Genomic DNA, 26,279 nt, shown 5'->3' on the forward strand with positions numbered 1-26,279 from the left:
GCGCGCAACGGCTTTCACAATCCCCCGGCACGGCGGCCGCGTAGCTGCCGTGTCGGCTATCTAGTAGGTGTTTTCGAGCGATGGTCAACGTTATCAGGTTCATCGATCGCCTCACGGGGTGGTTCGGCCGGGCGTTTGCCTGGTTGATCCTGTTGATGGCGTTCGGCATGGGTTACGAGGTTCTGGCGCGTTACATCTTCAACGCCCCGACCGCCTGGGCTTTCGATATGTCCTATATCCTCTACGGTACGCTGTTCATGGTGGGCGGTGCCTACACACTGGCACGCAATGGCCACGTGCGCGGTGATTTTCTCTATCGCCTATGGAAGCCACGCACACAGGCCATCGTCGATCTGGTGCTCTATTTCATCTTCTACTTCCCCGGGATCACCGCACTGGTGATTGCCGGCGCGAAGTACGCCGAGCGCTCCTGGCGCTACCTGGAGGTGAGTGTCAACTCGCCCGCCGGTGTGCCGGTGTTCCAGTTCAAGACCATGCTCGTGGTGGCGGGCGTACTACTGTTCCTGCAGGGCATTGCCCAGGTCTGCCGCTGCATCATTTGCATCAGGAGCGGCGAGTGGATGCCGCACGAGGAGGATGTCGAGGAACTCGAGGATAAGCTGCTCAAGCAGGCCGCCGCCGGCGAGCTCGACAAGGCGGACAAGATCGCCCATGGGAGAGACGACACATGACCGATCCTCAGATCGCCATCATGATGCTGGGGATCTTCATCCTTATCATCTTTCTCGGTTTTCCGATCGCCTTCACCCTGATGGCGCTGGGCGTCATCTTCGGCTACTACGCCTACTTCGATCCAAGGCGGATGTGGCGCGATTACGACCGTGCCGTCGAGGCCGGCGCCGGCACCTGGGAGCAGTGGGAGACCTGGATCGGCGGGTTCTTCAACAACCGGATCTTCGACCTGTTCGTCAACCAGACCTATTCGGTGATGGCGAACGAGGTGCTGACCGCGGTGCCCCTGTTCCTGTTCATGGGCTACATCGTCGAGCGCGCCAATATCGTCGACCGGCTGTTTTCGACGCTCTATATCGCGGCCAGGCGGCTGCCCGGTTCCATGGCGGTGGCGGCGCTGATCACCTGTGCGCTGTTCGCCACCGCCACCGGCATCGTAGGCGCGGTGGTGACGCTGATGGGGTTGCTGGCGTTCCCGGCGATGCTGAAGGCGCGCTATAATACCGGCTTCGCCTCGGGCGTGATCTGCGCCGGCGGCACGCTCGGTATCCTGATCCCGCCCTCGATCATGCTGATCGTCTATGCCGCGGCCTCGGGAGTCTCGATCGTGCGGCTCTATGCCGCGGCGCTACTCCCCGGCTTCCTGCTTGCCGGACTCTACCTCGTCTACATCATTGGACGCTCCCTGCTGCAGCCCTCGGTGGCGCCGAAGCCGCGCGAGGAAGATATCGGCGATATCCCCACTGCTCGACTGATCCTGATGGTTCTGACCTCGTTCGTGCCACTGGCGGTGCTGATCATGGCGGTGCTGGGATCGATACTGTTCGGTCTGGCGACGCCGACCGAGGCCGCCTCGGCCGGTGCGCTCGGCGGGCTGGCATTGGCGGTGGTCTACCGGGCGCTGACTTGGCAGCGGCTGCGCGAGTCGGTCTATCTGACGATGAAGACCACGGCGATGGTCTGCTGGCTGTTCGTCGGCTCGTGGACCTTCTCGTCGGTGTTCTCCTATCTCGGCGGCGAGGCGCTGATTACCGAATTCGTCACCGGGCTCGATATCTCGCCGCTCACCTTCCTGATCATGGCGCAGCTCATCATCTTCCTGCTGGGCTGGCCGCTGGAGTGGTCGGAGATCATCATCATCTTCGTACCGATCTTTCTACCGCTGCTGTCACTTTTCGGCGTCGATCCGCTGTTTTTCGGCATTCTGGTGGCGCTCAACCTGCAGACCTCGTTCCTGACCCCACCCATGGCGATGTCGGCCTATTACCTCAAGGGAATAGCGCCGCCACACGTGCAATTGGTCGAGATCTTCCGCGGCTGCATGCCGTTCCTGGGGATGGTGTTACTCGCCATGGTCGTGCTCTACAACGTGCCTGGAATCGTGTTCTGGCTGCCGGAGATGATCTATGGTCGCTAAGCGAACCCCGCAGGAGCTTGCCGCGCTGACCGCGCGTGAGGCGGCGCAGCACATCGCCGAGGGGGGCTTGACCTCGGCCGAACTGGTGGCGGCTTGCCTGGAGCGCATCGCGGCGGAGGAGGAACGGATTCAGGCCTGGGAGTTCCTCGATCGCGACAATGCGATGGCCGAGGCCGAGGAGCGCGACCGACGCCGCAAGCGCGGACTTCCGCTCGGGGCCCTGCATGGGGTGCCCGTTGGGCTCAAGGACATCATCGACGTCAAGGGCATGCCGACGGGGAATGGTACCCCCCTCGACGCCGGCAGGCGGCCATTCGTGGACGCCACGGTGACCCGGCGGTTGAGGGCCGCCGGGGCGGTGATCCTCGGCAAGACGGTGACCACCGAGTTTGCCTATTACCATCCGGGCAAGACGCGCAACCCGCACGACCCGGAACGGACGCCCGGTGGCTCATCGAGCGGCTCGGCGGCGGCCGTGGCGGCCGGCATGGTGCCGCTGGCGCTCGGCAGTCAGACCAATGGCTCGGTTATCCGGCCGGCCTCGTTCTGCGGTGTGGTCGGGTACAAGCCTTCCTTCGGGGCCGTTCCACGCACCGGCGTGCTGACCCTGGCGCCGAGCCTCGACCAGGTCGGCGTCTTCGCGCGCACGATCGAGGATGCGGCGCTGGCCGAACTGTTGCTGGGACCGGACGGGCAGGATGCGGACGCACGGGAGAGCCCGGGACCGCTCACCGCCACCGCGCTGGACGAGCCGCCGGTGACGCCGGCGCTGGCCTTCGTCAAGACGCCCTTCTGGGAGCGTGCGGACGAGGCGACGCAGGCAGCCTTCGGCGAGCTCAGCGAGGCGCTGGGCGAGCAGGCCGACGAGGTCGAGTTGCCCGAGGTCTTCGCCCGCGGCGCCGGCTGGTTGCGCGGCGTGATGGCGGCCGAGATGGCGCGCAATCTCGGTCACTATGTCGACCGCGCGCCACAGGAGACCAGCGAGACGTTCCGCGAGTTGATCGCCGACGGGAGAGAGATGAGGGCGCCTGACTACCTGGCGGCCCGCGATATGCGCCAGGTGTTGCATGACTCGCTCGGCCCCCTCTTCGACCGCTTCGACGCCATCGTCACGCCGGCAGCGCCGGGCGAGGCGCCGGCGGGGCTGGAGGGCACCGGCGATGCGATCTTCTGCAGCCTCTGGACCTTCTGCGGCCTGCCGGCCATCAGCCTGCCGCTGATGATGGGCCCGAACGGGATGCCGCTGGGGGTGCAACTGGTCGGCCGGCACGGGCAGGACGCCCGGCTACTCAGAACCGCGCGTTGGCTGGTGCATACGCTATCGGGGGAGGGGGACGAATGACCGACAAGGTTCTGGCCATCGTGGCGCTGCTCGGGCTGATCGCCTTCCTCATTACGGTGCCGCTTTTCGTGCCGCATATCGACCTGATCATCTTCACCGTGATGTGCGTGCTGCTGGCCGCCTTCGACTTCTGGCGCGAGTTGTTCCGCGGGAAACGCTGATCCAACTGCTGGCTCCGATTGGTGCCGCAGGGGGACGGATCGCTAGATCAACCGCAGTGCTGGTTCGGCAAGTCCCCTGATGCCGACCTCGGCCACGAACAGCCCGCCGGCCCGGGGCTGGTGAGCAAGTCGGTCCGCCAGGAGGCCTTCCCGGGCGGTGGTGATATAGAGCCGATCCAGGTCATCGCCGCCGAAGGCGGGGCAGGAGGGCTGGCTGACCGGCAGGCACACCTCGCCGACCACGCGGCCATCGTGGTCGAGGCGTACCACCTTGCCGGCGCCCCACAGCGCCAGCCACAGGCAGCCCTCGGCATCGACCACGGCACCGTCGGGGTTACCGTCATGGGCCGAGAAATCGGCCCAGGGCTCGGGCTCGCCGACCGGCCAGCCCTCGGCGTCGAGCCGCCAGCGCCTCACCATCCCGGTCGGGGTGTCGGCGAACCAGGCGAACTCGCCGCCGGGCGAGAAGCAGAGGGCGTTGGGGATGGTCAGGCCCGTGCGCAGCTTGACCAGCTCGCCCCGGTGCAGCCGGTAGAGGCTGCCGGCGCCGGGGGCGGCGGCCTTGCCCATGCTCGATAGCCACAGGCTGCCGTGACGGTCGACCCGGCCGTCGTTGCTCCGCGTGAGCGGGTTGTCGGCCTCGAAGCCACAGTAGGTCTCGATCGTGCCGCTGTGCGGATCGAAGCGACTCAGGCGATCCTCGCCCACCAGCAGCAGGCCGCCCTCGACGAGCGGGGCGGCCAGCGAGACCCGATGGTCGAGCTGATGGGTTCCGGTCGCGCCGGAGGCCACCTCCAGCCAGTGCAGCCGCCGGTCGAGGATATCGCACCAGTAGAGCCGGCCCTCGGCGGCCTGCCACTGGGGGCCCTCGCCGAGCTCGCAGCGGCTGTCGACGACAAGCTCGGCCTTCCAGGTTTGAACAGGGGCCTTCATGGGTTCCCTCCGGCGGCCGCGGCGTTCCAGGCCGCCACCAGGGCGTGGGCCTGCTCGCCCACCTGTACGGCGCTCTGCCCCGGCTGGTACAGGGCGCTGCCGAGCCCCGCGCCATCCACCCCGGCGGCGCGCCAGGCGGCGAAGTTGTCCGCCCCGATGCCGCCCACCGCATAGAGCCGAGTGCCGGCGGGCAGCACGGCGCGCAGCGCCTGCATGCCCTCGAGGCCGACCTGTACGGCGGGAAACAGCTTCAGGCCCGAGGCCCCGGCGTCCAGGGCGTCGAAGGCCTCCGAGGGGGTGACCACGCCGGGCCAGGAGGCCATCCCCAGGCACCGGGTCTCCGCGATCACCGCGGGGCGGCAGTTGGGCGAGACCACGAGCCTCCCGCCGGCGGCATGCACGTCGCGGACCTGGGCCTTGGTGAGCACCGTGCCGGCACCGACCCGGGCGCGCTCGCCCAGGGCCTCGGCCAGCAGCCGGATGCTCGTCAGTGGCTCGGGAGAGTTGAGCGGGACTTCCAGGGTGGTGATGCCGGCGGCGAGCACCGCCTCGCCCACGGCCACCGCCTCGGCGGGGGTGATGCCGCGCAGGATGCCGATCAGGGGCAGGGTCATAAGGGGATTCTCCAGTCTCAGGTGGACCTCAGTGCCGTCCGGGCCAGCCCCAGTCCGGCCAGCACCGCGGTCTCGGCATCCTGGTAGCGACTGCCGATGCCCAGGGCCTCCAGGGCCAGGGCGTAGCGGCGGCAGAGGTCCTCGGTGCCGATCAGGGTGACGGACTCGTCGGCGGGCAGCATGCGACAGGCTCCGGCCAGTTCGAGGCCGATGGCGAGCCCCGAGAGGCGCGCGGCGAGCCGGGCGCGGCGTGCCTCGCCCGGGGGCAGGGTGGTATCGAGCAGATCGGCGGCGCGCAGGGCGAACAGCTGCCGGGTGAAGCCCTCCGGGGCGTCGTGGCTCTCGCGCACGGCGGCCACGAAGGCCTCACGGCAGGCCGGGGCGTCGAGGTCGTCGTCACCCACCGAGTGGTGCAGGACCGACTGTGCGGCCAGCAGCCGGTAGAGCTCGCCGGTAAGATAGGTCTCGAAGCCCGCGACCGCGCCGTCCTCGAGGCGAGCCCACTTGGCGTGGGTGCCGGGCAGGCAGACATGCCCCGAGAAACCCGGCTCGCCGGCCACCAGGCCGGCCAGTTGGGTCTCCTCGCCACGCATCACGTCGAAGTCGCGCCCGGCGTCGTCGCGTTCCCTCTCCTCACGACCCTGGCTAAGCCCCGGGAGCAGATACACCCGCAGGCGCGGGTCGGCGACCGGCGGGGTGACGGCGCCACGGGCAAGGTCGTCCAGGCGGGTCGGTATTGGCAGGTAGGCGGCCTCGCGCCAGCCCTGGCGAGCCCCGGCCATGCCGCAGACCAGGACGTCCACGGACCCCGTGGCCGGTAGCCATGCGCCGATCACCTCGCGCAGGGTGGTCTCATAGGCCTCCGGGGTCAGCGACAGCATGCCCTTGTCGCTCGCGCTTCGCGCCAGCACCTGGCCATCATCCGTCATGGCCCAGGCGCGCAGGTTGCTCGAGCCCCAGTCGACCGCGACCCAGGCCAGCCGCGCGGCAATGGCTGTGTTCAGATCGGCGTTCATGTCTCTCTCCTGGTGTGCTGGCCTCACCACTCGGCGATGGAGCCGTCCTCGTGGGTCCACACCGGGTTGCGCCAGCGGTGGCCCACCCTGGCGCGCTCCTCGACGAAGGCCTCGTCGATCTCGACTCCCAGCCCCGGGCCCTGGGGAATCGCGCAGAAGCCGTCCTCGATGGTCAGCGCCGACTTGTCCACCAGGTAGTCGAGGACGTCGTTGTCCCGGTTGTAGTGGATGCCCATGCTCTGCTCCTGGATGAAGGCGTTGTGGCTGACCGCATCCAGCTGCAATGAGGTGGCGAGCGTCAGCGGGCCGAGCGGGCAGTGGGGGGCCAGGGCCACGTCATGGGCCGAGGCCAGGGCGGCGATCTTCAGCCCCTCGCTGATGCCGCCGCAGTGGGAGAGGTCGGGCTGGACGATGTCGATCATGCCGTCGGCCAGCAGGTCGCGGAACGCGAAGCGGGTATGCAGCCGCTCGCCGGTGGCCAGTGGGTAGCCGAGTCCACCGGCGATCTGCTTGAGGCACGGCAGGTGCTCGGGGGCCACCGGCTCCTCGACGAACATCGGGTGGAAGGGCTCCAGCTCGCGCAGCAGCGCCTTGGCCATGGGGCGGTGCACCCGGCCGTGGAAGTCGATGCCGATGCCCACGTCGGGGCCCACGGCATCGCGGGCTTCGGCGACCCGGGCCACGGCCTCGTCGACCTTGCGATGGGAGTCGACGATCTGCAGTTCCGGGGTGCCGTTCATCTTGAAGGCGGTAAAACCCTGCTCCACCAGCGCGCGGGCGCCGGCGCCCACGTCGCTGGGGCGATCGCCGCCGGTCCAGGCGTACATGCGCATCCTGTCGCGCACCGCGCCGCCCAGCAACTGGTGCACCGGCACCCCCAGGTCACGGCCCTTGAGGTCCCACAGCGCCTGGTCGATGCCGGCGATGGCGCTCATCAGGATCGGGCCGCCGCGGTAGAAACCGGCGCGGTACATCGTGTTCCACAGGTGCTCGATGCGGTGCGGGTCCTGGCCGACCAGGTAGTCGGAGAGCTCGTGCACCGCGGCCTCCACGGTGGCGGCGCGGCCCTCGATGACCGGCTCGCCCCAGCCGTAGCAGCCCTCGTCGGTCTCGATCTTGAGGAACAGCCAGCGCGGCGGCACCTGCCAGGTCTTGAGTCGGGTGATCTTCATGGGGATTCCTCGGGATCAGTGTGTGGACTCGGCCGACGCGTCGACGATGCCCAGGTCGATGGCGGTGCGCTGGAGCACCGCCCGAGCGGCGCGGGCGGCACCGCCGGAATGGCGCCGTCGGATCGCCTCCAGTACCTGGCCGTGCCGGGCCAGGCTGTCGTCCAGGCCCTCGTGGTGATCGTGAGCACGATCCTGGGAGCTCTTGATCAGGGCGATGATCGAGGGGCGCAGCAGATGGCCCATCTGGCGCCACACCAGGTTGTGGCTGGCCTGGTAGATGGCGTCATGGAAGGCGACGTCGTACTCCGCATGCGGCAGCCGCGCGTCGGGGTCATCGGCGGTGCGGCACATGCCCCGCCAGGCCGTCTCGATCCGCGCCAGGTCCTGGCTGTCGGCGGCCTCGGCGGCGAGTTCCGCCACCACCGGTTCCGCGGCGTAGCGAAAGGCGAAGATCTCGCGGATGAGCTGTGGTTCGAGGCTGTCGATACCGGTCATCCATTCACTGATCAGCGGGTCGAGCAGGTGCCAGTCGCCGATGTCGCGCACCCGGGTGCCGCGGCCGGCGGTGCGTTCGATCAACCCGGTGGCGGTGAGGCTGGCCAGGGCGTTGCGGACCTGGTTGCGGCTCACCGCGAAGTGATCGCAGAGATCCAGTTCGCGGGGGAAGGCGTCGCCCGGTTGCCAGTGGCCGGCGAGCAGCGCCCGGGCTAGCAGCCGGGCCAGGTCGTCGGCACCGCCGTGGTGGCGGGGCAGGCCATCGAGGGTCATGGCGCGATTCCTGACAGGGAATACCGACAGCCTATTAAATGTCTGACATTTTGGCAAGTCTGTTCGTGCTACCCCCGGGCAGGCGTGGTTTTTCGCCGATGCTTCGCTCGGGCCTTGCCCGTCTCGTCTGTCGGCCCCGTCATGGCGGCTGGGGGCGAAACGCCGACGGGCCGGCAGTGCCGGCCCGTCGCAGGGTGGCGTGACCCGGTCGGGGCTCAGCGTCTCAGGCGTTCCAGGTCTTGGCGATCCGGCAGGGCGGCATAGGCGCCGGGGCGGGTTACGGCATGGGCGCCGCAGCGGCAGGCGATCTCCACCGCCCGATGCAGGAAGGCCGTGTCCTGGTGCCAGCCCCCATCGATACCGTGTTCGGCGAGCTCGGCCAGCAGCCCGCCGATGAAGGCGTCGCCGCCGGCCGTGGTATCCACTGCCTGTACGCTTGGCGGCGTGACCCGGTCGTCGAGGGCGACGCCCTTCATCGCTACCTCGCCGGGCCCCGCGGTGATCACCGCGAACTTCACCCCGGCGGCGAGCCGTTCGGCCAGCCAGGCATCCTCCGGATGGTCGGCGCGCAGGTAGTCGAGCTCGTCATGGGAGAGCTTGAGCAGGTCGGCGGCGTCGAGCAGCCGGGTGACCAGGCCGATGTCGGCGGTGCCGTTCTCCCAGAGGTTGTGGCGCAGGTTGGCGTCGACGCTGACCAGGCAGCCGGCGCGGCGGGCCATCTCGGCCATGGCCAGGGTGGTCTCGGCGATCGCCGGCTCGGTCAGGCTGTTGGTGCAGAAGTGCACGATGGCGGGCTCGGCGAAGACCCCGGCCGGCAGGTGCTCGAGGCGGTAGAGCAGGTCCGCCGCCGGCGGGCGGTAGAAGTCGAAGGTGCGCTCGCCCTGGGCGTCGCGGGAGACGAAGGCCAGCGCCGTGCGCGCCTCCCGGGTGCGTACCACGCCGCCGGTATCGACGCCGTGGGTGGTGAGCTCACTGGCCAGGAAGTCGCCGAAGTGGTCCTCGCCGAGCATGCCGAGGAAGCGGCTGGGCACGCCCAGGCGCGCACAGGCCACGGCCACATTGGCCGGCGCGCCGCCGGCATAGGGGGTGAAGGCTTCGGGGCCCTCGGCGGTGTCGCCGAGGCGGCTGGAGAGCATGTCGACGAGGGCCTCGCCGAAGGCGATCACTGGGGTCATGGGGGTGTCCTCATTGTTCGATTCGCTGTCGATGGTGTCGGGTCGGCCGCGCTCAGGCGACGTCATGGCCGCGGGCGGCCGCGAGCAGGGCATACCAGTCGGGGCGCGGTAGGACGAGTTCGGCGTCGGCCCTGAGGGCCGCGAGGCGCTCGGCCTTGAGGCTGCCGACCACCGGCACCGGGCGGCCGGGCAGGGCGCGCAGCCAGGCCAGGGCCAGGCCGGCGGGAGTCACGCCGTGCTCATCGGCCAGCCGCAGCAGCAGTGGGCGCGCGGGGCCCTGGAGCACCCGGCCGCCGCCCAGCGGCGACCAGATCATCGGTGCCAGGCCGTCGGCCACCAGGGCATCGAAGCTGCCGTCGAACAGCGGGGCGGGGTGGTCCAGCGAGAGCTGCAGCTGATGGGCCGCCAGCCGCCGGTGCATGGCACCCTGCAGGCGGCGCCACTGCTCGGGCAGGAAGTTGGAGACCCCGGCGGCGCCGATCTTGCCCGCGGCGATGGCGTCGTCCAGCACCCGGCCGGTGGCCTCGGCGTCCATCAGCGGGTCGGGGCGATGGAGCAGGAAGTGGTCGAGCCGTGCCACGCCGAGCCGTGCCAGCGAGTCGTCGATGGCACGCGCCAGATAGGCCGGTGAGCTGTCGTAGTGCTTGACCCGATGGGGAGACGCGTCGCGTTCCGGGGTGACGATGCTCGCCTTGGTGACGACGCGCACCCGCTTGGCCAGATCGGGCCTGCGCCCGAGCGCCGCGCCGAACAGTGCCTCGCCCTGGCGGTCGCCATAGATGTCGGCGTGGTCGAACCAGTCGAGCCCCTCATCGAGGCGGGCCTCGATCCAGTCGGCCAGCCGCGCCGGGTCATGCAGCGCCGGTTCCTCGTGCAGCCGCATCATGCCCAGCAGGAAGGGCGCCTCGAAGGTCGCGGCGGCGCTCATGCGTCGGTCTCGCGGGCGCCGTCCTCGAGAGAGAGCGTGGTGCCCAGCAGATGCTGGGCGCCGGGCACCAGCCATACCGGGTCGAGGCGGGTGTTGGCCGACTCCACGCAGAGGAAGCGGCGGGCCGCCTCGATCGAGGTGTCGTCGGGAGGGGCCTCGGCCGGATGCCAGACCACCGCCGAGTCGCTGCCCTGGCGGGCGATACGCAGGCGGCGGCTGCCGTCGTCGAGCGTAAGCTCGGCGTTGCTGTGATAGATGCGATCGAGCGCCCCGCGGACCCCCAGTTCGCCCTGCTGCTCGCGCTCGGCGAAGCCGGCCAGCTTGTCCAGGTAGCGGGCGCCGGCCAGCCCCTCGACGCGGCAGGCATGGGCGTCGACCACCGCCAGGTAGCTGTGCAGGGCGCCGCTCATCTTCACCGGCGTCTCGCCGACGTGCTCGGTGATCAGCTCCACGTGCAGGCGCTGGCCGTTGGCCTGGATCACTGCACGGGGAGCCAACTGGGTATGCAGGCGCTCCAGCGGTGAAAGGTGCAGCTCCACGCCGCCCTCGTGCTCGTCCACGGCGTCGAGTCGCCACTGGGCCTTGCGCGCCGGGCCATGCATCGGGCCATTGCGATTCGGGGACTCATCGGCGGTATGCTCGTCGGCGAACCAGGGCCAGCACAGCGGGATGCCGCCACGGATCGCCCCGGGCAGCGCCTGGGGGGTGGGTGTCACCCACAGCCAGCCGCCGGCCACCATGCCCTCCGGGGCCTCGGCGGTGGCTGGTGCGGGGTCGGGCGCCGGTAGATAGTGAAGCACCTGGGCGCCCTGCAGCGATACCGCCAGCTCGCCCCAGGGCTCGTTGGCCAGCCACAGCTCACGGCCTTGCCATTCGGCGCGGCGCTGGCCGCGGGTCTCGTCGAGCAGTGCTCGCAGGCTTGCGGGAATCATTCGACCTCCTCGGTCAGGCGACCCCTCGGGTCACTCGACTTCTTCGTTGTGCAGGGCCTCGGCGGCACCCAGCAGGCCGGTCCAGGGGGCGGTCACCACGCGGACGGGCACGGCCGCCGTATAGGCGCTCATGCGTCCCTTGTCGGTGAAGGCCTCGCGGAAGCGGCTCAGGGGCAGCCAGTCGAGCAGCCGCGGCAGGATGCCGCCGCACAGGTAGACCCCGCCGCGGGCGCCGAGCGTCAGGACGGCATCGCCACAGACGTCGCCGAGGATCTTCAGGAACCGCAGCAGGGTATCACGGGCCACCGGGTCGCCGGCCGAGGCTCCCTCGGTGACCTCGGCGGGGGTCGCGTAGCGCGGTGGTGCCCCCTTGAGCGAGCAGTGGGCCAGGTAGAGGTCGAGCAGCCCCTGGCCACAGAGGATGCGCTCGACGCTGACCCGGCCGTAGCGGTTGCGGAAGTGGCGCAGCAGGTTCTGCTCGCGTTCGTCGGTGGGGGCGAAGGTGACGTGGCCGCCCTCGGCGGGCAGCGGTATCCAGGCGTGGCGGCCGGGGAAGAGGCCGGCCACGCCGAGACCGGTACCGGGTCCGATCACCAGCCGGGCGGTGTGGGGGAGCGCCTCGCCGGGCTGCACCTCGACCAGCTCGTCGTCGGCCACGTGGGGCACGCCCAATGCTTGGGCGGTGAAGTCGTTGATCGTCTTGAAAAGTTCGAGGCCGAGGGCCTGCTGCACCTCGCGGCGCGAGAAGGTCCAATGGTTGTTGGTCATCTTCACCCGGTCGCCGCGGACCGGGCAGGCGAAGGCCAGGCAGGCCTCGCGGGGGGCGCTCTCCCCCGTGGCGCCGACCCGGCCCAGGTAGTCGTTGACCGCCTCGACCAGCCCCGGATAGTCGGCGCAGGGCAGGCTCAGGATGTCATGGGGCTCGAAGGCGCCCGGGGTCACCAGGGCAAGGCGCGCATTGGTACCGCCGATATCACCGATCAGTGCGGGTCTTGTCATCGTCAATTCGTCCCTTCTGGCCGTCAGGGCTGTTGCAGATGGCAATCGCTCGAAGCTGTTCCGGTGACAGGCCTACGAGGGGGCGCTGTGAACCCCTCCCTGGGCGCTACCGACGCCATCCCTGGCGTAGGACCCCTCTCCGACCTGTCCCCGGCGCTTCTCGCTGTGCAACTGCGGTAGCCCTGTTCTAGCAGTGACTCAGGCATCGTCTTCGTGGATCTGGCCCTCCTGGCGGGCCAGGTCGTCGGCCTCGAAGCCGCCGAACACCCCGGCGCCTTCCTCGCCGCGCATCGCCAGGTGGCGGAAGCCGCCGAACAGCTCGCGGCCCAGGCCCACATGGTAGTGGTCCAGCTCGCCGATGCGCTGCTCGCGCTCGGCCCACTCATGGGCGTCGACCTTGACCTCGAGGCTGCCCCTGTCGGCGTCCAGGCGCACGATGTCGCCATCCTTGAGCTTGGCCAGCGGTCCGCCGTCCAGGGCCTCGGGGCTGATGTGGATCGCCGCCGGCACCTTGCCCGAGGCGCCGGACATGCGGCCGTCGGTGACCAGCGCGACCTTGTGGCCGCGGTCCTGCAGCACGCCCAGGTAGGGGGTCAGCTTGTGCAGTTCGGGCATGCCGTTGGCCTTGGGCCCCTGGAAGCGCACCACGGCGATCACGTCGCGGTCGAGTTCGCCGGCCTCGAAGGCCGCCTTGAGGTCGTTCTGGTCCTCGAAGATCTTGATCGGCGCCTCGACCAGGCGGTGCTCGGGCTTGACCGCCGAGACCTTGATCACCCCGCGGCCGAGGTTGCCGTTCAACACGGTGAGCCCGCCGGTGGGGGCGAAGGGCTCGGCCACCGGGCGCAGCACCTCCGGGTCGAGACTCGCGGTGGGCCCCTCGCGCCAGACCAGCTTGCCGTCCTCGAGGAAGGGTTCCTGGGTGTAGGCGGTCATGTCGGTGCCGAACACCGTGGGAATATCGGTATGGATCAGGCCGGCCCCGATCAGCTCGCGGATCAGCAGGCTCATGCCACCGGCGGCCTGGAAGTGGTTGATGTCCGCCTGGCCGTTGGGATAGACCTGCATCAGGCTCGGGGTCACCGCGGAGAGGTCGGTGAAGTCCTCCCAGGTGATGGTCAGGCCCGCCGCGGCGGCCATGGCCACCAGGTGCAGGGTGTGGTTGGTGGAGCCACCCGAAGCGAGCAGGCCGACGATGGCGTTGACGATGGCCCGCTCGTCGATCTGCCGGTAGAAGGGGCGGTAGTCGCCGCCGGGTTCGGTGTTGCGGATCGCCTGCTCGGTGGCGAAGCGGGTCAGCGCCTCGCGCATCTCGGTGCCGGGGTTGACGAAGGAGGTGCCGGGCAGGTGCAGGCCCATCATCTCCATCATCAGCTGGTTGGAGTTGGCGGTGCCGTAGAAGGTGCAGGTGCCGGGGCTGTGGTAGGAGGCGGACTCGGCCTCCAGCAGGTCCTCGCGGCTCGCCTTGCCCTCGGCGAACAGCTGACGGATGCGCGCCTTCTCCTTGTTGGGCAGGCCGCTGGGCATGGGCCCGGCGGGCACGAACATCGCCGGCAAGTGGCCGAAGCGTGCCGCGGCGATGAACAGCCCCGGGACGATCTTGTCGCACACGCCGAGATAGAGGACGGCATCGAACATGTTGTGCGACAGCCCCACGGCGGTGGCCATGGCGATCACGTCGCGGGAGAACAGCGACAGCTCCATGCCCGGCTGGCCCTGGGTCACGCCGTCGCACATGGCCGGCACCCCGCCGGCGAACTGGGCGGTGGAGCCCATGGCGCGGGCGGCGGTCTTGATGGTCTCGGGGAAGGTCTCCAGCGGCTGGTGGGCCGAGAGCATGTCGTTGTAGGACGAGATGATCCCCAGGTTGGCGGCGTTCATCAGCTTGAGCGAGTTCTTGTCCTCGGCACCGCAGGCGGCGAAGCCGTGGGCGAGGTTGCCGCAGGACAGCTCTCCCCGGTGCACGCCGCGCCGGTGCTGGTCCGCCATGCGGCTCTCGTAGAGGGCGCGGCGTTCACTGGAGCGCTCGCGGATGCGGCGGGTGATGTCGGCGACGGTGTCGTTGAGGGCAGGGGTCGTGCTGGCCATGGGGCACCTCGGAATCGAGTGTTGGCTATTTGGTAAACTTACCAAAAATTGATCCGGATCTTTGCCGATTCTACGTCGTGTTCGGTCGTGTTTGTAGTTTTATTACTGCGATCTTCGTCGTACTCTCCGGCTCAGAGACCCAGCAGCCGCAGCAGCCAGCGCCGGTAGGGCGGGTCGAGCAGCCCCGCCGCGCTGCGCCTGGCCTGCTGGAAGACGCCGCGCTCATGGCTGAAGCGCCGGAAGCCGGCCTCGCCGTGGTAGGCGCCCATGCCGCTATCGCCCACGCCACCGAAGGGTAGCGCGGGCACGGCGTTGTGCCACAGGGTGTCGTTGAACACCACGCCGCCGGAGTGGGTCTCGCGCAGCAGGCGCCGGCGCCGCGCCGGATCGTCGGTGAAGGCGTACAGCGCCAGGGGATGCGGCCGGCGCTGGACGAAGGCCAGGGCGGCCTCCAGGTCGCGCACGCCCAGGATCGGCAGCCAGGGCCCGAAGATCTCCTCACGCATCAGCATAAGCCCTTCGTGGGGGTCGATCACCAGGGTCGGGGGCAGCTTGCCCCCCTCGCGCAGCTCGACCGGCTCGCCCAGCGGGATCACCCGGCAGCCGTGATCCCGTGCCTCCTCCAGCATGGCATCCAGGCGCTCGCGGTGCTTCTCGCCGAGGATGGCGGTGTAGTCGTTGCCGGCGGCGCCGCGGGGGTGGAATCGCTTCACCGTTCGGCTCAGGGCCTCCACGAAGGCGCCGAGGCGCGGCTCGTCGATCAGCACATAGTCCGGGGCGATGCAGGTCTGGCCGGCGTTGAGCCACTTGCCGAAGGCGATGCGTCGGGCGGCGTGCTCCAGGTCGGCGTCGTCGGCGACGATGGCCGGGGTCTTGCCGCCGAGTTCCAGGGTCACCGGGGTGAGGTTGGCGGCGGCTGCCCGGGCCACCTCGCGGCCGACGCGGGCGCTGCCGGTGAACAGCAGGTGGTCGAAGGGCAGGGCGGCGAAGGCGCGGCCGATCTCGACCTCGCCGGTCACCACGCAGAGCTCGTCGGCGGCGAAATAACGCGCCGCGAGCCTCGCCATCAGTCCGCTGGTAGTGGGGGTCTGCTCGCTGGGCTTGATCATCACCCGGTTGCCGGCGGCCAGGGCATCCACCGCCGGCAGCAGGGCCAGGTTCCAGGGGTAGTTGGCGGGGGCGATGATGCCCACCACCCCCAGCGGCTGGCGATGGACGCGGGCGCGGGCCGGCCACAGCCGCAGCGGCATCGCGGCACGCCTGGGGCGCATCCAGCGCCTGAGGTGGCGACGGGCGTGGCGCACGGCCTGCAGCACGGTGGCGACCTCCGCGAGGCGGGTCTCGGCCTCGGCGCGGTGGCCGAAGTCCTGGCGGATCGCCTGGGCGATCTCGTCGCGGTGGTGGCGGGTCATGGTCGCCAGGCGGGCGAGACGGTCGCGCCGGGTCGCCAGCGACGGAAAGCGCTCGGCGGCGAAGGCGCGGCGCTGTTCGTCCAGGCGTGCCGGCAGGTCACGGGCGTTGGCCATGCGCATCTCCCTTGGCATGTGGAAAGAACCGGTAGTGGAACGGGCGGCAAGGTCTGCGCACAATGTAGGCCTTCGGCCGGTCGCTTGTCAGCTGCCGGAGCGGTGGCATCGCTCGGGCCTGATCCGTCGGCAGGCCTGCGATGAGGCGCTGTAGACCCATCCCTGGGCGCTACCGATTCCATCCCTGGAATCGGACCTCCTCTTCGGCTTGCCCCCGGCGCCCCTCGCTATGGACTCACATGTTCTGGAGCCGTCATGCCCAAGCTCGTGCTGCAAGAGTTGCCTGCCATCGAGGCGGTGCCGCCCTCGCGGTGGAACGCCCTGGTGGACGACGACCACCCCTTCCTGCGCCACGAGTTCCTGCATGCGCTGGAGGCCAGCGGTGCGGTGGGGCCGGCCACCGGCTGGGTGCCACGCCACCTCACCCTGTGGCGGGGCGAGGCGCTGGTCGGCCTCATGCCCCACTACCACAAGCACCACTCCTTCGGTGAATACGTCTTCGACTGGGCCTGGGCCGAGGCCTGGGAGCGCGCCGGCGGGCGCTATTACCCCAAGGGGCTCAGCGCCATCCCCTTTACCCCGGCACCGGGGCCGCGGCTGGCACTGGCCGAGGGCGTCGATCCGGGCGAGGCCAGGGCGGTGCTGGCACCTGCCTGGGAGGAGAGTGCGCTCTCCAGCTGGCACCTGCTGTTCGCCGAGGAGCGCGAGGTGGAGGCCTGGCGGGAGGCCCGCCCCGCGCTGCTGGTGCGCCACGGCGTGCAGTTCCAGTGGCGGGATCGCGGCTTTGGCGACTTCGACGGCTTTCTCGCCGCCTTGACCTCGAAGCGGCGCAAGACGATCCGCCGCGAGCGTCGCCTGGTGGCCGAGCAGGGCCTGACCCTGCACCGGCTGGAGGGGGACGAGATCGACGCTGACGCCATGGCCCACTTCTTCCGCTGCTACGAGATCACCTATCTGGAGCGGGGCCGGCATGGCTACCTCAATCTCGACTTCTTCGAGCGCCTGCGCCGCACCCTGCCCGAGGCCCTGGTGCTGATCCAGGCGCGCCTCGACGGCCGGCCGGTGGCGGCGGCGCTCTGCCTGCAGGGGGTCCGCACCCTCTACGGCCGCTACTGGGGCAGCGAGGTGATGGCCGACTGCCTGCACTTCGAGGCCTGCTACTACCAGGGCATCGAGCACTGCCTGGCCAAGGGGTTGACCACCTTCGATCCCGGCACCCAGGGCGAGCACAAGCTGGCCCGGGGCTTCGCGCCGCGCCGGCTGCGTTCGCTGCACCACATCGCCGATCCCGGGCTGCGTGCGGCCATCGCGCGCTTCTGCGCCGAGGAGCGCGTTCACGTCGACGCCTATCGTCGGGCGGCGGAGCAGGCATTGCCGTTTCGGGCGTGAGGGCGGCGGACTAAGGTGGCATAATGCCTGCCATTGTCGTGTCGAGACGGAATTCCCGGATGCTCAAGTGGCTGGCCATCGTGCTGATCGTCCTGCTCGCCCTGCTGCAGTATCGCCTGTGGCTGGGGGAGGGGGGCGTCCGCGACCTCGCTCAGGTGCGCGAGCGCGTCGCCGCCCTGGAGGCGGAGAACAAGCCGCTGCGTGACCGCAATGCCCGGCTCGCCGCCGAAGTGGTCGACCTCAAGACCGGCCTCGATGCCATCGAGGAGCGCGGGCGCAGCGATATCGGCATGGTGCGCACCGACGAGCAGTTCTTCTGGGTGCCGGGCGTCGCCGTGGAGGCGACCCGGCGGGAGGCCGGCGCCAGTCGGGTCGCGGGCGCGTCGCCGGCCACGGAGGCGCGCCGATGAGCGAGGCGCCCTGGCTGGTGGTGCCCGCCGCGGGGCGGGGCAGGCGTATGGGCGCCGACCGGCCCAAGCAGTACCTGGAGATGCATGGCCGGCCGGTGCTGGCGCATACCCTGGCACGGCTGCACCAGGCCTTTCCCGCGGCCCGGCTCTGCCTCTGCCTGGACGTCGACGACCGCCACTTCGACCCGGCCTGGGTGCCCTTCGCCGACTGGCGCCGGGTGCCCGGCGGGGCCGAGCGGGTCGACTCGGTGACCAATGCCCTGGAGGCCATCGCCGGCACCGCCGGCGAGCGCGACTTGGTGCTGGTCCACGACGTGGCCCGCCCCTGTGTCACCGTCGACGACCTGGTGCGCCTCCACGCCGTGCTCGCCGATGATCCGGTGGGCGGCCTGCTCGCCGTGCCGGTGGCCGACACCATGAAGCGCGGCGACGGCCACGGGCGGGTCAGCGCCACCGAGTCCCGGGCCGGGCTCTGGCACGCCCTGACCCCCCAGGGATTCCGCTACGGCCTGTTGTGCCGGGCCCTGCGCGAGGCACGGGCCCAGGGCCTCGTGGTGACCGACGAGGCCTCGGCGGTGGAGGCCCTGGGGCAGGCGCCGCGGCTGGTGGCCGGGCGCCGCGACAACCTCAAGATCACGCATCCCGAGGACCTGGCCCTGGCCGCGCTGGTGCTGGCCGCCCAGGCGGCCTCGCCGTCCCATCACCGAGGAGTCGACCCGAGTGGGTGAGAACAGCATGCTGCGAATCGGCCACGGCTTCGACGTCCATCGCTTCGGCGAGGGCGACTACCTGATGATCGGCGGCGTCCGGCTGCCCTTCGGCCACGGCTTCGTCGCCCACTCCGATGGCGACGTCCTGCTGCACGCCGTCTGCGACGCCCTGCTCGGCGCCTGTGCCCTGGGCGACATCGGCCGCCATTTCCCCGACACCGACCCGGCCTGGGCCGGCGCCGACAGTCGCGTGTTGCTGCGCCACGTGGCGGGGCTGGTCGGGGCCGCCGGCTACCGGGTCGGCAACCTGGACGCCACGGTGATCGCCCAGGCGCCGAAGCTGGCCCCGCATATCGCCGCCATGGTGGCGATCATCGCCGAGGACCTCGGTGTCGAGGCCTCCGCCGTCAACGTCAAGGCGACCACCAGCGAGCGGCTCGGCTTCACCGGCCGCGGCGAGGGGATCGCCGCCGAAGCGGTGGTCCTGCTGATGCAGCGAGGGACGGCGGGTGACTGATCCGGTGCACGACCCCATCGACTGGCCGCCGGCCTGGCCCCGGATGCTGGATGGCGAGTGCGGCCCGCCGGTCGCCGGCGACTACCGGGCCTGCCCCGAGGACTTCGCGGTCGAGGAGTGCCTCGACTTCGCCCCGCAGGGCGAAGGCGAGCACCTCTGGCTGTGGATCGAGAAGCGTGACCTGACCACGGCGATGGTGGCCCGCGAACTGGCGCGGCTCTGCGAGGCGTCGCCCCGGGAGGTCGGTTATTCCGGGATGAAGGATCGCATCGCCGTGACCCGCCAGTGGTTCTCGGTCCAGCTGCCCGGCCGCGAGGCGCCCACGGCACTGGTCGAGCGTCTCGCCGCCCTCGGCATCCGGGTGCTCGACCAGGGGCGTCATCCGCGCAAGCTCAAGCGCGGGGTGCATCGTGCCAACCGCTTTCGCCTGCGGCTCACCGGGGCGGCGGTCGAGGACCCGGGATTCCCGGCGCGCTGGGAGCGGCTCTGCCGCCACGGCGTGGCCAACTATTTCGGCCCCCAGCGCTTCGGCCCCGACGGGCGTAACCTGCTGCGGGCCCGCGCCCTGCTGGCCCGCGGCTGGCGCAAGCGCGACGACCGCGACGGCATGCTGCTCTCGGCGGCGCGCAGTTTCCTGTTCAACGAGCTGCTGGCGGCACGCATTCGCGCGGGCAACTGGGCGACGCCACTGTCCGGCGAGGTGGTGATGCTCGACGGTACCGCCAGCCAGTTCTCCGTCGAGGCGCCCGACGCCGAGCTGTCGGCCCGGGCCGAGCGCCTCGACCTGCACCCCAGCGGTGTGCTCTGGGGCAGCGGCGGCTCGGTGGCCGGTGGCGAGGCCAGCGCCTTCGAGGCGGCACTGCCCGAGCGTTATCCGGCGCTGTGCGGTGGTCTCGAGCGGGCCGGGGTGCGCCTGGCCCGCCGGGCGCTGCGCCTGCGCCTGGCCGACCCGGCCCTCGAACGGGGAGACGGCGAGCTATGGCTGTCGTTTGCGCTGCCGCGGGGCGCCTTCGCCACCGCGGTGCTGCGGGAATTGATCATGCACCCCGGTCTGTGACCGGGAACGAGGCAAACGAGGAACGACGATGCGACGACTGCTGCTCTCCAACGATGACGGGGTGCATGCGCCGGGGCTGCGCGCCCTGCATGATGCCCTCGTCCGCCATGCGAAGCTGCGCGTGGTGGCGCCGGATCGCGACAAGAGCGGGGCGAGCAACTCCCTGACCCTGAGCCGGCCGCTGGCGCTCTCCGCCCTCGACAACGGCTTCTACAGCGTCGATGGCACCCCGGCGGACTGTGTCTACCTGGGGGTCAACGGGGTCTGGGACGAGAAGCCCGACCTGGTGATCTCCGGTATCAATCACGGTGGCAACCTGGGCGACGACGTGCTCTATTCGGGGACCGTGGCCGCGGCCATGGAGGGGCGCAACCTGGGCATGGCGGCGATCGCCATGTCGCTGGTCGGCGCGCGTCACTTCGACACCGCCGGCCGAGTGGCGGCCAGCCTGGTGGGCGCGGCCGACCAGCTCTCGCTGCCGCCGCGCAGCCTGCTCAACGTCAACGTGCCCGACCTCCCCTGGGACGAGATCCAGGGCTTCCGGGTCACCCGCCTGGGGTATCGTGGGCCGGCGGCTCGCCCGCTGGAGGTGCGCGACCCCCGTGGCCGCGTGCGTTACTGGATCGCGGCCGTCGGCGAGAACGCCGACGACGGGCCGGATACCGACTTCGCCGCCGTGGAGGCGGGTTTCGTTTCCATCACTCCGCTGCAGACCGATCTGACCCGGCATGCAGCGCTCGACGACGTGCAGGGCTGGCTGGATGCACTCACCTGATCTACGCCCCGATCTGCTGCAAGGGGTCGGCATGACATCGCAGCGAACCCGTGACCGGATGGTCGCCCGCCTGGCCGACCAGGGCATCCGCGATCCCAGGGTGCTGGAGGTGATGGCCCGGGAACCGCGTCACCTGTTCCTCGACGAGGCGCTGGCCCACCGCGCCTACGAGGACACGGCGCTGCCCATCGGTCACGGCCAGACGCTCTCCCAGCCGTGGATGGTGGCGCGCATGACCGAGCTGGTGATCCAGGAGCGGCCGGCCCGGGTGCTGGAGATCGGCACCGGCTCCGGCTACCAGACCCTGGTGCTGTCGCGGCTGGTATCGGAACTCTGGTCGGTGGAACGGATCAATGCCCTGCACCGTCGTGCGGGACAGCGGCTGCGGCAGTTGGGTGCTTATCAGGCGCGGCTGCGGCTGGCCGACGGCGGCCATGGCTGGCCGGAGGCGGCCCCCTTCGACGTCATCCTGCTGACCGCCTGCGCCTCGGAACTTCCCGCGCCGCTGCTGGCCCAGCTCGGCGAGGAGGGGGTACTGATCACGCCCCTGGCCGATGCCCGGGGGCGCCAATGGCTGACACGGGTGCAGCGCCAGGGTAGCCAGTTCGAGCAACAGCGGCTGGAGTCGGTACGCTTCGTGCCGCTGCTGGAAGGAGTCATTCGTTGAAGCGACATCTGGGTATCTTTCTCAGGGGCGCCGGCATGGGGGCCGCCGACGCCGTGCCCGGCGTCTCCGGCGGGACCATCGCCTTCGTCACCGGCATCTACGAGGAGCTGATCCACTCCATCAAGCAGTTCGGCCCCAGTGCCTTCGTCGCCTGGCGTCGCGGGGGCCTGCCGATGCTGGCGGCGCACCTCAACCTCGCCTTCGTGTTGCCACTGCTGGCCGGGATTCTCGCCAGCCTGGTCAGTGTGGCCCACCTGGTGGTCTGGCTGATGGACGACCATCCGCTGCTGCTCAATGGCTTCTTCTTCGGCCTGGTGGCGGCGTCGGCGGTGGTGGTCAGTCGCCATCCCGCCGACTGGAAGTGGTGGCACCTGCTGCCGCTGGTGGCCGGGTTACTGCTGGCCCACTGGCTGCCGTCACTGATGCCGTTGATCTCCCAGCTCGGCAACGCCAACCTGATGCTGATGGCAGCAGGCGCCATCGCCATCAGTGCGCTGTTGCTGCCGGGGGTCTCGGGGAGCTTCCTGCTGCTGACCATGGGCCTCTACGGCACCGTGATGCAGGGCATCCGCAGCTTCGACCTGGGCCTGATCGCGATCTTCGGGCTGGGTTGCCTGTTCGGCCTGTTCTTCTTCTCGCGCCTGCTCTCCTGGCTGCTGCGCCACCATCACACCGCCACCCTGCAGTTGCTGGTCGGCTTCATCGTGGGGTCGCTGCAGGTACTCTGGCCCTGGCGTGAGCTGGTACGCTATCAGCTTGGCCCGGAAGGGCAGATGATCCCGCTGGACTACCGTTACCTGACCCCGGGCGGCTATGCCCAGCTGACCGGCGATGCCGCGCAGCTCCCGGGAGTGGTGGCGCTGATGCTGGCCGGGGCGGCGCTGGTACTGCTGCTCGGTCGCACCGGACGACGTACCCCGCCGGCAGCGCCGGTATCCCCAGATTCCCATGAGCCCGGCGCGTCCCATGAGCCCGGGGCTTCTCATCGGTCAGACAACAAGGAGGAAGGCTCCGATGCGTAAGGTATTGCTGATTTCCGGCCTGGCCCTGGCGGTGGCGGGCTGTGCCGCCCAGCAGGGCCAGGCTCCCCAGGTACAGGTCCGGGATCTCTCCGCCAGCCGCGAGAGCACGGCGGCCGGCACCTATACGGTGGAGGCCGGCGACACCCTCTATGGTATCGCCTGGCGTCACAGCATGGATTACCGCGACCTGGCGCGGCTTAACCGGATCAGTCCTCCCTACCAGATCCAGCCCGGCCAGCAGCTGGCGTTGACCCCCGAGGGCGAAGCCGCGGCGCAGGCGTCTTCCGGCGGAGAGTCCGGCAGCACCGGCGTGGTGGCCACCGGGCTCGGTGGCCGGCAGGTGTCCGCCGAGCCAGGCAGCGACATGGACTGGCTGCTGCCGGATGAGGAGGCCATCGAGCGCAACCGTCGCCTGACCGCCGAGCGCCTGGAAGACGAGGGAGGGGTCGATGGCCCCAGCGAGGTGGCCATGGAGAGTGCCGCCGGGGTGACCGGATCGGGTCAGGGCCCCGGCCCGGTATACGACTACGACAGCCCCGGTGCCGATGGTTCGCTCAGCGAGCGGGATCTGGCCGAGCGCCGCGCCGGGCAGGAGCAGGCTGAGCGCCAGCCGGAGCCGAGGGAGTCTGCCGAGCAGTCCGCCGAGCCGGTGGAGTCTGCCGAGCAGTCCGCTGAGCCGGTGGAGGAGCCGAGCCGCGAGCTGGCCCGGGGCGAGCCGGAGGCGGAGCCCGAACCCGAACGGCGCCAGGAGGCAGCGCCCCCCGGCCCCGATGCCGGCACGGCGGTGGCCGGGTCCAGCGAGCCGCGCCAGGACCGCGACGGGCGCAGTTACACACCGGTCGACGAGGTGGCCTGGCGGTGGCCGGTGGACGGCGAGATCGTCGGGCGTTTCGGCGAGGGTTCGACCATCACCGCCGGCATTGATATCGCCGGGCAAAAGGGGCAACCTGTCATGGCAGCCGGACCCGGGATCGTGGTCTACGCCGGCAGCGGGGTGAGGGGCTACGGCAACCTGGTCCTGCTCAAGCACAACGACCAGTTCCTGAGTGCCTATGCCCACAACGACAGCCTGCGGGTGAGCGAGAACGACGTGGTCGAGGCCGGAGAGGTGATCGCCACCATGGGCGACAGCGATGCCGAGGACGTCAGGCTGCACTTCGAGGTGCGCAAGGACGGCCAGCCTCAGGATCCCCTGGAATTCCTGCCGCCGCGTTGACCGCAGCGGTTCGTCGGGCGGAATGCTGCATGCATTGCCACTGGGACGTAACACAATAATAACCGCAAGCGCCGCTCCTGCTGTCAGGAGTCATACGGTGACAAGTCGCAACCATGGGGTAGCAACCGATGAGCATGCTTGAACGGGACCTTCAGGATGTGAATCTCGAGTCGGAAGAAGGCTCGGACGTCGAGGGCATCGAGGAAGTAGGGGAGGTGGTCGATAGCGACGAGGATACCACCAGCGATGACGAGGCCTTCGAGAAGGCGCTGAGCCGTGAGGACCGCAATTACCATCACAGCCTCGACGCCACCCAGATCTATCTCAACGAGATCGGCTTCTCGCCGCTGCTGACCCCCGAGGAGGAGGTCCACTTCGGCCGCCTGGCCCGCAAGGGCGACCCCATGGGGCGCTCGCGGATGATCGAGTCCAACCTGCGCCTGGTGGTCAAGATCGCGCGTCGCTATCTCAATCGCGGCCTGTCGCTGCTCGACCTGATCGAGGAGGGCAACCTGGGCCTGATCCGCGCGGTGGAGAAGTTCGATCCCGAGCGCGGCTTCCGTTTCTCCACCTACGCCACCTGGTGGATCCGCCAGACCATCGAACGGGCGCTGATGAACCAGACCCGCACCATCCGCCTGCCGATCCATGTGGTCAAGGAGCTCAACATCTACCTGCGGGCGGCCCGTGAGCTGACCCAGAAGCTCGACCACGAGGCCACCGCCGAGGAGATCGCCGACTACCTCGACAAGCCGGTGGAGACCGTCAAGAAGATGATGGGGCTCAACGAGCGGGTCTCCTCGGTCGACTACCCCATGGGCGGCGAGAGCGACAAGCCGCTGATCGAGACCCTGGCCGATGACAACGACCAGGGGCCGGAGTCCTCGCTGGTCGATGGCGACGTCAAGCAGCACGTCGACGAGTGGCTGGCCGAGCTGACCGACAAGCAGATGGAGGTGGTGGTGCGCCGCTTCGGCCTGCGCGGTCATGAGGCGGCGACACTGGAGCAGGTGGGCGAGGAGATCGGACTGACCCGCGAGCGGGTACGCCAGATCCAGGTGGAAGCGCTGAAGAAACTGCGCCGCCTGCTCGACAAGCAGGGGCTCTCGCTGGACGCCATCTTCGAGTGAGCAGGTGCCGACAGGGCGGTGCGTCGGTGCCGATCGTCCGCCGGCGTACCGATGTTCTGCCAAGTGATGATCGATCATGACGGACAATCGGCATCATGTTCTGACTCTCACCAGGAATTTCGCACCATGCCTCGTTCGCACCCCCCTCGCCTGGTTCGCCGCGGCCTGGCCCTGCTGATGGGGCTGGCCGTCGCCGGCTCGGCCCAGGCCGCCGATCTCTGGGCCGTTACCCGCGATGCCCTCGACAACGACGCCGGCCTGGCCTCTGCCCGCTCGGGTTTCTCGGCGGTGGAGGCGGGACGCGACATCCAGCGCGGCACCCTGCTGCCCCAGCTCTCGGCCGGGGGCAGCCTGACCCATGACCGGATCTACGCGAGCCAGAGCAACGGCTTCCAGCAGGGGATCCCCGATGGAGCTGGGGTCGGTATCCAGGACGAGGAGAACTACAACGGCCTCGGCCTCAACCTGGAGGCCAGCCAGTCGGTATTCGATGCCACCCGGCGTGCCCAACTGGAGACGGCCGAGCGGCAGATCGACCGCGAGGCACTGTCGCTGGCCGCCACCGAGCAGCAGTTGCTGTTCGACGTGGCCGAGGCCTATTTCGAGATCCTGCGGGCCCACGACATCCTTTCCGCCCGGCGCTCCCAGGAAACCGCCATCAGCCGCCAGCTGGAGCAGGCCCGCGAGCGCTTCGAGGTGGGCCTGATCGCCATCACCGAGGTCCACGAGGCCCAGGCCTCCTTCGATCTGGCTCGGGCCCAGCGCGTCGCCGCCGAGAGTGCCATGCAGGTCAGCTTCGAGGCCCTGGAGCGGCTCACCGGCCAGCGCTATGACAGCATCGACGGGTTGGCCGCGGATATCCCCATCGCTCCCCCCGAGCCGCTCGGTCGCGACGACTGGGTCTCGCTCGCCATGTCCAACAGCCCGGTACTCCAGATGGCCGAGGCCGGCGTCGAGGTGGCGCGCAGCGAACTCGACGTCTCACGCGCCGGGCAGCTCCCGACGGTGGAGGCCTTCGCCGCCTACAACTATGCCGATAACGATCGCAGCGGTGTCTCGGGCTACAACTCCTCGAGCCAGCTCGGCCTACGGGCGAGCCTGCCGCTCTACACCGGCGGTACCACCCGGGCGCAGATCCGCCAGAGCGGCTTCACCCTGGAGGTGAGCCAGTACGACTTCGAGGCCCAGCGTCGCGATACCGTCCAGCAGGTGCGTTCGCTGTTCACCCAGGTCAGCAACGACGTGGAGACCGTGGACGCGCGGGCCCAGGCAATCATTTCCAACCAGAGTGCCCTGGAGGCCACGCGCTCGGGCTACGAGGTGGGCACCCGCAATATCGTCGACGTGCTCAACGCCGAGCAGAACCTGTTCAATGCCGTGGCCGACCACGCCGAGGCCCGCTATGACTACGTGCTGGACCTGCTGCGCCTGCAGCAGCAGGCGGGCTTGCTCGATGCCGAGTCGATCCAGGCGGTGAATGCCTGGCTGCGCAGCGAGCAGGCGGTCTCCCTCGACCTGCCGGACGAGGCGAACCCCGATCCGGTGATGAACATCGGCGAGCGTCCCCAACCGCCTGAGTGAAAAGTGGGTGCATGAGATCCTGCTGTCGATGTGGTCTCTTTCGA

The 26,279-nt window shown here is 69.8% G+C and carries 26 protein-coding genes; 15 read left to right on the plus strand and 11 right to left on the minus strand.

The annotated features are described in order from the left end of the window. Nucleotides 1-80: 80 nt before the first annotated feature. Genes QLQ85_RS14335 through QLQ85_RS14350 form a run of 4 tightly spaced genes read left to right on the plus strand, consistent with a single transcriptional unit; the run spans nt 81 to nt 3,613 of the window. Nucleotides 81-692: a TRAP transporter small permease subunit gene (locus tag QLQ85_RS14335; RefSeq protein WP_282722104.1), complete on the plus strand. Its 612-nt coding sequence runs from the start codon at nt 81-83 to the stop codon at nt 690-692. Beyond that, nucleotides 689-2,110: a TRAP transporter large permease gene (locus QLQ85_RS14340; RefSeq protein ID WP_282739628.1), complete on the plus strand. Its 1,422-nt coding sequence runs from the start codon at nt 689-691 to the stop codon at nt 2,108-2,110. The genes QLQ85_RS14335 and QLQ85_RS14340 overlap by 4 nt, the downstream gene beginning before the upstream one ends. Further along, on the plus strand, nt 2,100-3,452 hold the full coding sequence (locus QLQ85_RS14345; protein ID WP_282739629.1) for an amidase: 1,353 nt from the start codon (nt 2,100-2,102) through the stop codon (nt 3,450-3,452). Before QLQ85_RS14340 ends, QLQ85_RS14345 begins: the two co-directional genes overlap by 11 nt. Then, entirely contained in the window at nt 3,449-3,613 is a 165-nt protein-coding gene (locus QLQ85_RS14350) for a hypothetical protein (protein ID WP_282722107.1), read from the plus strand. The genes QLQ85_RS14345 and QLQ85_RS14350 overlap by 4 nt, the downstream gene beginning before the upstream one ends. Nucleotides 3,614-3,655: 42 nt before the next feature. Here the strand turns inward: QLQ85_RS14350 and QLQ85_RS14355 are convergent, their stop codons facing one another. From QLQ85_RS14355 to QLQ85_RS14405, 11 genes are all read right to left on the minus strand, one after another. Next, nucleotides 3,656-4,546, minus strand: a complete 891-nt coding sequence (locus QLQ85_RS14355; protein ID WP_282739630.1) for an SMP-30/gluconolactonase/LRE family protein — start codon at nt 4,544-4,546, stop codon at nt 3,656-3,658. Continuing rightward, a complete protein-coding gene (locus tag QLQ85_RS14360) occupies nt 4,543-5,160 on the minus strand; it encodes a 2-dehydro-3-deoxy-6-phosphogalactonate aldolase (protein WP_282739631.1) in 618 nt (205 codons plus the stop codon). The genes QLQ85_RS14355 and QLQ85_RS14360 overlap by 4 nt, the downstream gene beginning before the upstream one ends. A gap of 17 nt (nt 5,161-5,177) precedes the next feature. Next, complete coding sequence (locus QLQ85_RS14365) at nt 5,178-6,176, minus strand: 2-dehydro-3-deoxygalactonokinase (protein ID WP_282739632.1); 999 nt, start codon at nt 6,174-6,176, stop codon at nt 5,178-5,180. 23 nt (nt 6,177-6,199) lie between these two features. Further along, nucleotides 6,200-7,348 carry a galactonate dehydratase gene (gene dgoD / locus QLQ85_RS14370; RefSeq protein WP_282739633.1) on the minus strand — a complete coding sequence of 383 codons (1,149 nt, stop codon included), beginning with the start codon at nt 7,346-7,348 and terminating at the stop codon, nt 6,200-6,202. Between the two features lie 15 nt (nt 7,349-7,363). Further along, on the minus strand, nt 7,364-8,116 hold the full coding sequence (locus QLQ85_RS14375) for a FadR/GntR family transcriptional regulator (RefSeq protein WP_282739634.1): 753 nt from the start codon (nt 8,114-8,116) through the stop codon (nt 7,364-7,366). A gap of 215 nt (nt 8,117-8,331) precedes the next feature. Then, nucleotides 8,332-9,291 carry a carbohydrate kinase family protein gene (locus tag QLQ85_RS14380; RefSeq protein WP_282739635.1) on the minus strand — a complete coding sequence of 320 codons (960 nt, stop codon included), beginning with the start codon at nt 9,289-9,291 and terminating at the stop codon, nt 8,332-8,334. A gap of 52 nt (nt 9,292-9,343) precedes the next feature. Then, complete coding sequence (locus QLQ85_RS14385) at nt 9,344-10,219, minus strand: aldo/keto reductase (protein WP_282739636.1); 876 nt, start codon at nt 10,217-10,219, stop codon at nt 9,344-9,346. Next, nucleotides 10,216-11,151 (minus strand): D-hexose-6-phosphate mutarotase, encoded by a 936-nt coding sequence (locus tag QLQ85_RS14390; RefSeq protein WP_282739637.1) that lies wholly within the window; start codon nt 11,149-11,151, stop codon nt 10,216-10,218. The genes QLQ85_RS14385 and QLQ85_RS14390 overlap by 4 nt, the downstream gene beginning before the upstream one ends. A 30-nt stretch (nt 11,152-11,181) precedes the next feature. Beyond that, complete coding sequence (glk, locus tag QLQ85_RS14395; RefSeq protein WP_282739638.1) at nt 11,182-12,150, minus strand: glucokinase; 969 nt, start codon at nt 12,148-12,150, stop codon at nt 11,182-11,184. Nucleotides 12,151-12,348: 198 nt separating this feature from the next. Further along, nucleotides 12,349-14,235 carry a phosphogluconate dehydratase gene (gene edd / locus QLQ85_RS14400; protein WP_282739639.1) on the minus strand — a complete coding sequence of 629 codons (1,887 nt, stop codon included), beginning with the start codon at nt 14,233-14,235 and terminating at the stop codon, nt 12,349-12,351. A 131-nt stretch (nt 14,236-14,366) separates the two neighbouring features. Beyond that, nucleotides 14,367-15,761: a coniferyl aldehyde dehydrogenase gene (locus tag QLQ85_RS14405; protein WP_282739640.1), complete on the minus strand. Its 1,395-nt coding sequence runs from the start codon at nt 15,759-15,761 to the stop codon at nt 14,367-14,369. Nucleotides 15,762-16,016: 255 nt separating this feature from the next. On the opposite strand from QLQ85_RS14405, the gene QLQ85_RS14410 reads away from it, so the two are divergent. The 11 genes from QLQ85_RS14410 (at nt 16,017) to QLQ85_RS14460 (ending at nt 26,235) form a co-directional block, all read left to right on the plus strand. Further along, nucleotides 16,017-17,150, plus strand: a complete 1,134-nt coding sequence (locus QLQ85_RS14410; RefSeq protein WP_282739641.1) for a GNAT family N-acetyltransferase — start codon at nt 16,017-16,019, stop codon at nt 17,148-17,150. 59 nt (nt 17,151-17,209) lie between these two features. Continuing rightward, nucleotides 17,210-17,560 (plus strand): cell division protein FtsB, encoded by a 351-nt coding sequence (gene ftsB / locus QLQ85_RS14415; protein ID WP_282739642.1) that lies wholly within the window; start codon nt 17,210-17,212, stop codon nt 17,558-17,560. Next, nucleotides 17,557-18,288 carry a 2-C-methyl-D-erythritol 4-phosphate cytidylyltransferase gene (ispD, locus tag QLQ85_RS14420; RefSeq protein ID WP_282739643.1) on the plus strand — a complete coding sequence of 244 codons (732 nt, stop codon included), beginning with the start codon at nt 17,557-17,559 and terminating at the stop codon, nt 18,286-18,288. The genes ftsB and ispD overlap by 4 nt, the downstream gene beginning before the upstream one ends. A 7-nt stretch (nt 18,289-18,295) precedes the next feature. Continuing rightward, nucleotides 18,296-18,787: a 2-C-methyl-D-erythritol 2,4-cyclodiphosphate synthase gene (ispF, locus tag QLQ85_RS14425; protein WP_282739644.1), complete on the plus strand. Its 492-nt coding sequence runs from the start codon at nt 18,296-18,298 to the stop codon at nt 18,785-18,787. A 43-nt stretch (nt 18,788-18,830) separates the two neighbouring features. After that, nucleotides 18,831-19,844, plus strand: coding sequence for a tRNA pseudouridine(13) synthase TruD (truD, locus tag QLQ85_RS14430; RefSeq protein WP_282739664.1), 1,014 nt, complete (start codon nt 18,831-18,833; stop codon nt 19,842-19,844). Between the two features lie 28 nt (nt 19,845-19,872). Next, nucleotides 19,873-20,619, plus strand: coding sequence for a 5'/3'-nucleotidase SurE (surE, locus tag QLQ85_RS14435; protein WP_282722124.1), 747 nt, complete (start codon nt 19,873-19,875; stop codon nt 20,617-20,619). After that, complete coding sequence (locus QLQ85_RS14440) at nt 20,606-21,286, plus strand: protein-L-isoaspartate(D-aspartate) O-methyltransferase (RefSeq protein WP_282722125.1); 681 nt, start codon at nt 20,606-20,608, stop codon at nt 21,284-21,286. The genes surE and QLQ85_RS14440 overlap by 14 nt, the downstream gene beginning before the upstream one ends. A 35-nt stretch (nt 21,287-21,321) precedes the next feature. Continuing rightward, on the plus strand, nt 21,322-22,308 hold the full coding sequence (locus tag QLQ85_RS14445) for a DUF368 domain-containing protein (protein WP_407650395.1): 987 nt from the start codon (nt 21,322-21,324) through the stop codon (nt 22,306-22,308). Continuing rightward, nucleotides 22,301-23,524 (plus strand): peptidoglycan DD-metalloendopeptidase family protein, encoded by a 1,224-nt coding sequence (locus tag QLQ85_RS14450; protein ID WP_282739646.1) that lies wholly within the window; start codon nt 22,301-22,303, stop codon nt 23,522-23,524. The genes QLQ85_RS14445 and QLQ85_RS14450 overlap by 8 nt, the downstream gene beginning before the upstream one ends. A 128-nt stretch (nt 23,525-23,652) precedes the next feature. Beyond that, nucleotides 23,653-24,654 (plus strand): RNA polymerase sigma factor RpoS, encoded by a 1,002-nt coding sequence (gene rpoS / locus QLQ85_RS14455; RefSeq protein ID WP_282722128.1) that lies wholly within the window; start codon nt 23,653-23,655, stop codon nt 24,652-24,654. Nucleotides 24,655-24,780: 126 nt separating this feature from the next. After that, on the plus strand, nt 24,781-26,235 hold the full coding sequence (locus QLQ85_RS14460) for a TolC family outer membrane protein (protein WP_282739647.1): 1,455 nt from the start codon (nt 24,781-24,783) through the stop codon (nt 26,233-26,235). Nucleotides 26,236-26,279 lie beyond the last annotated feature (44 nt).

This window comes from Halomonas kalidii, from assembly GCF_030010475.1.
Classification (GTDB): Bacteria; Pseudomonadota; Gammaproteobacteria; order Pseudomonadales; family Halomonadaceae; genus Halomonas; species Halomonas heilongjiangensis.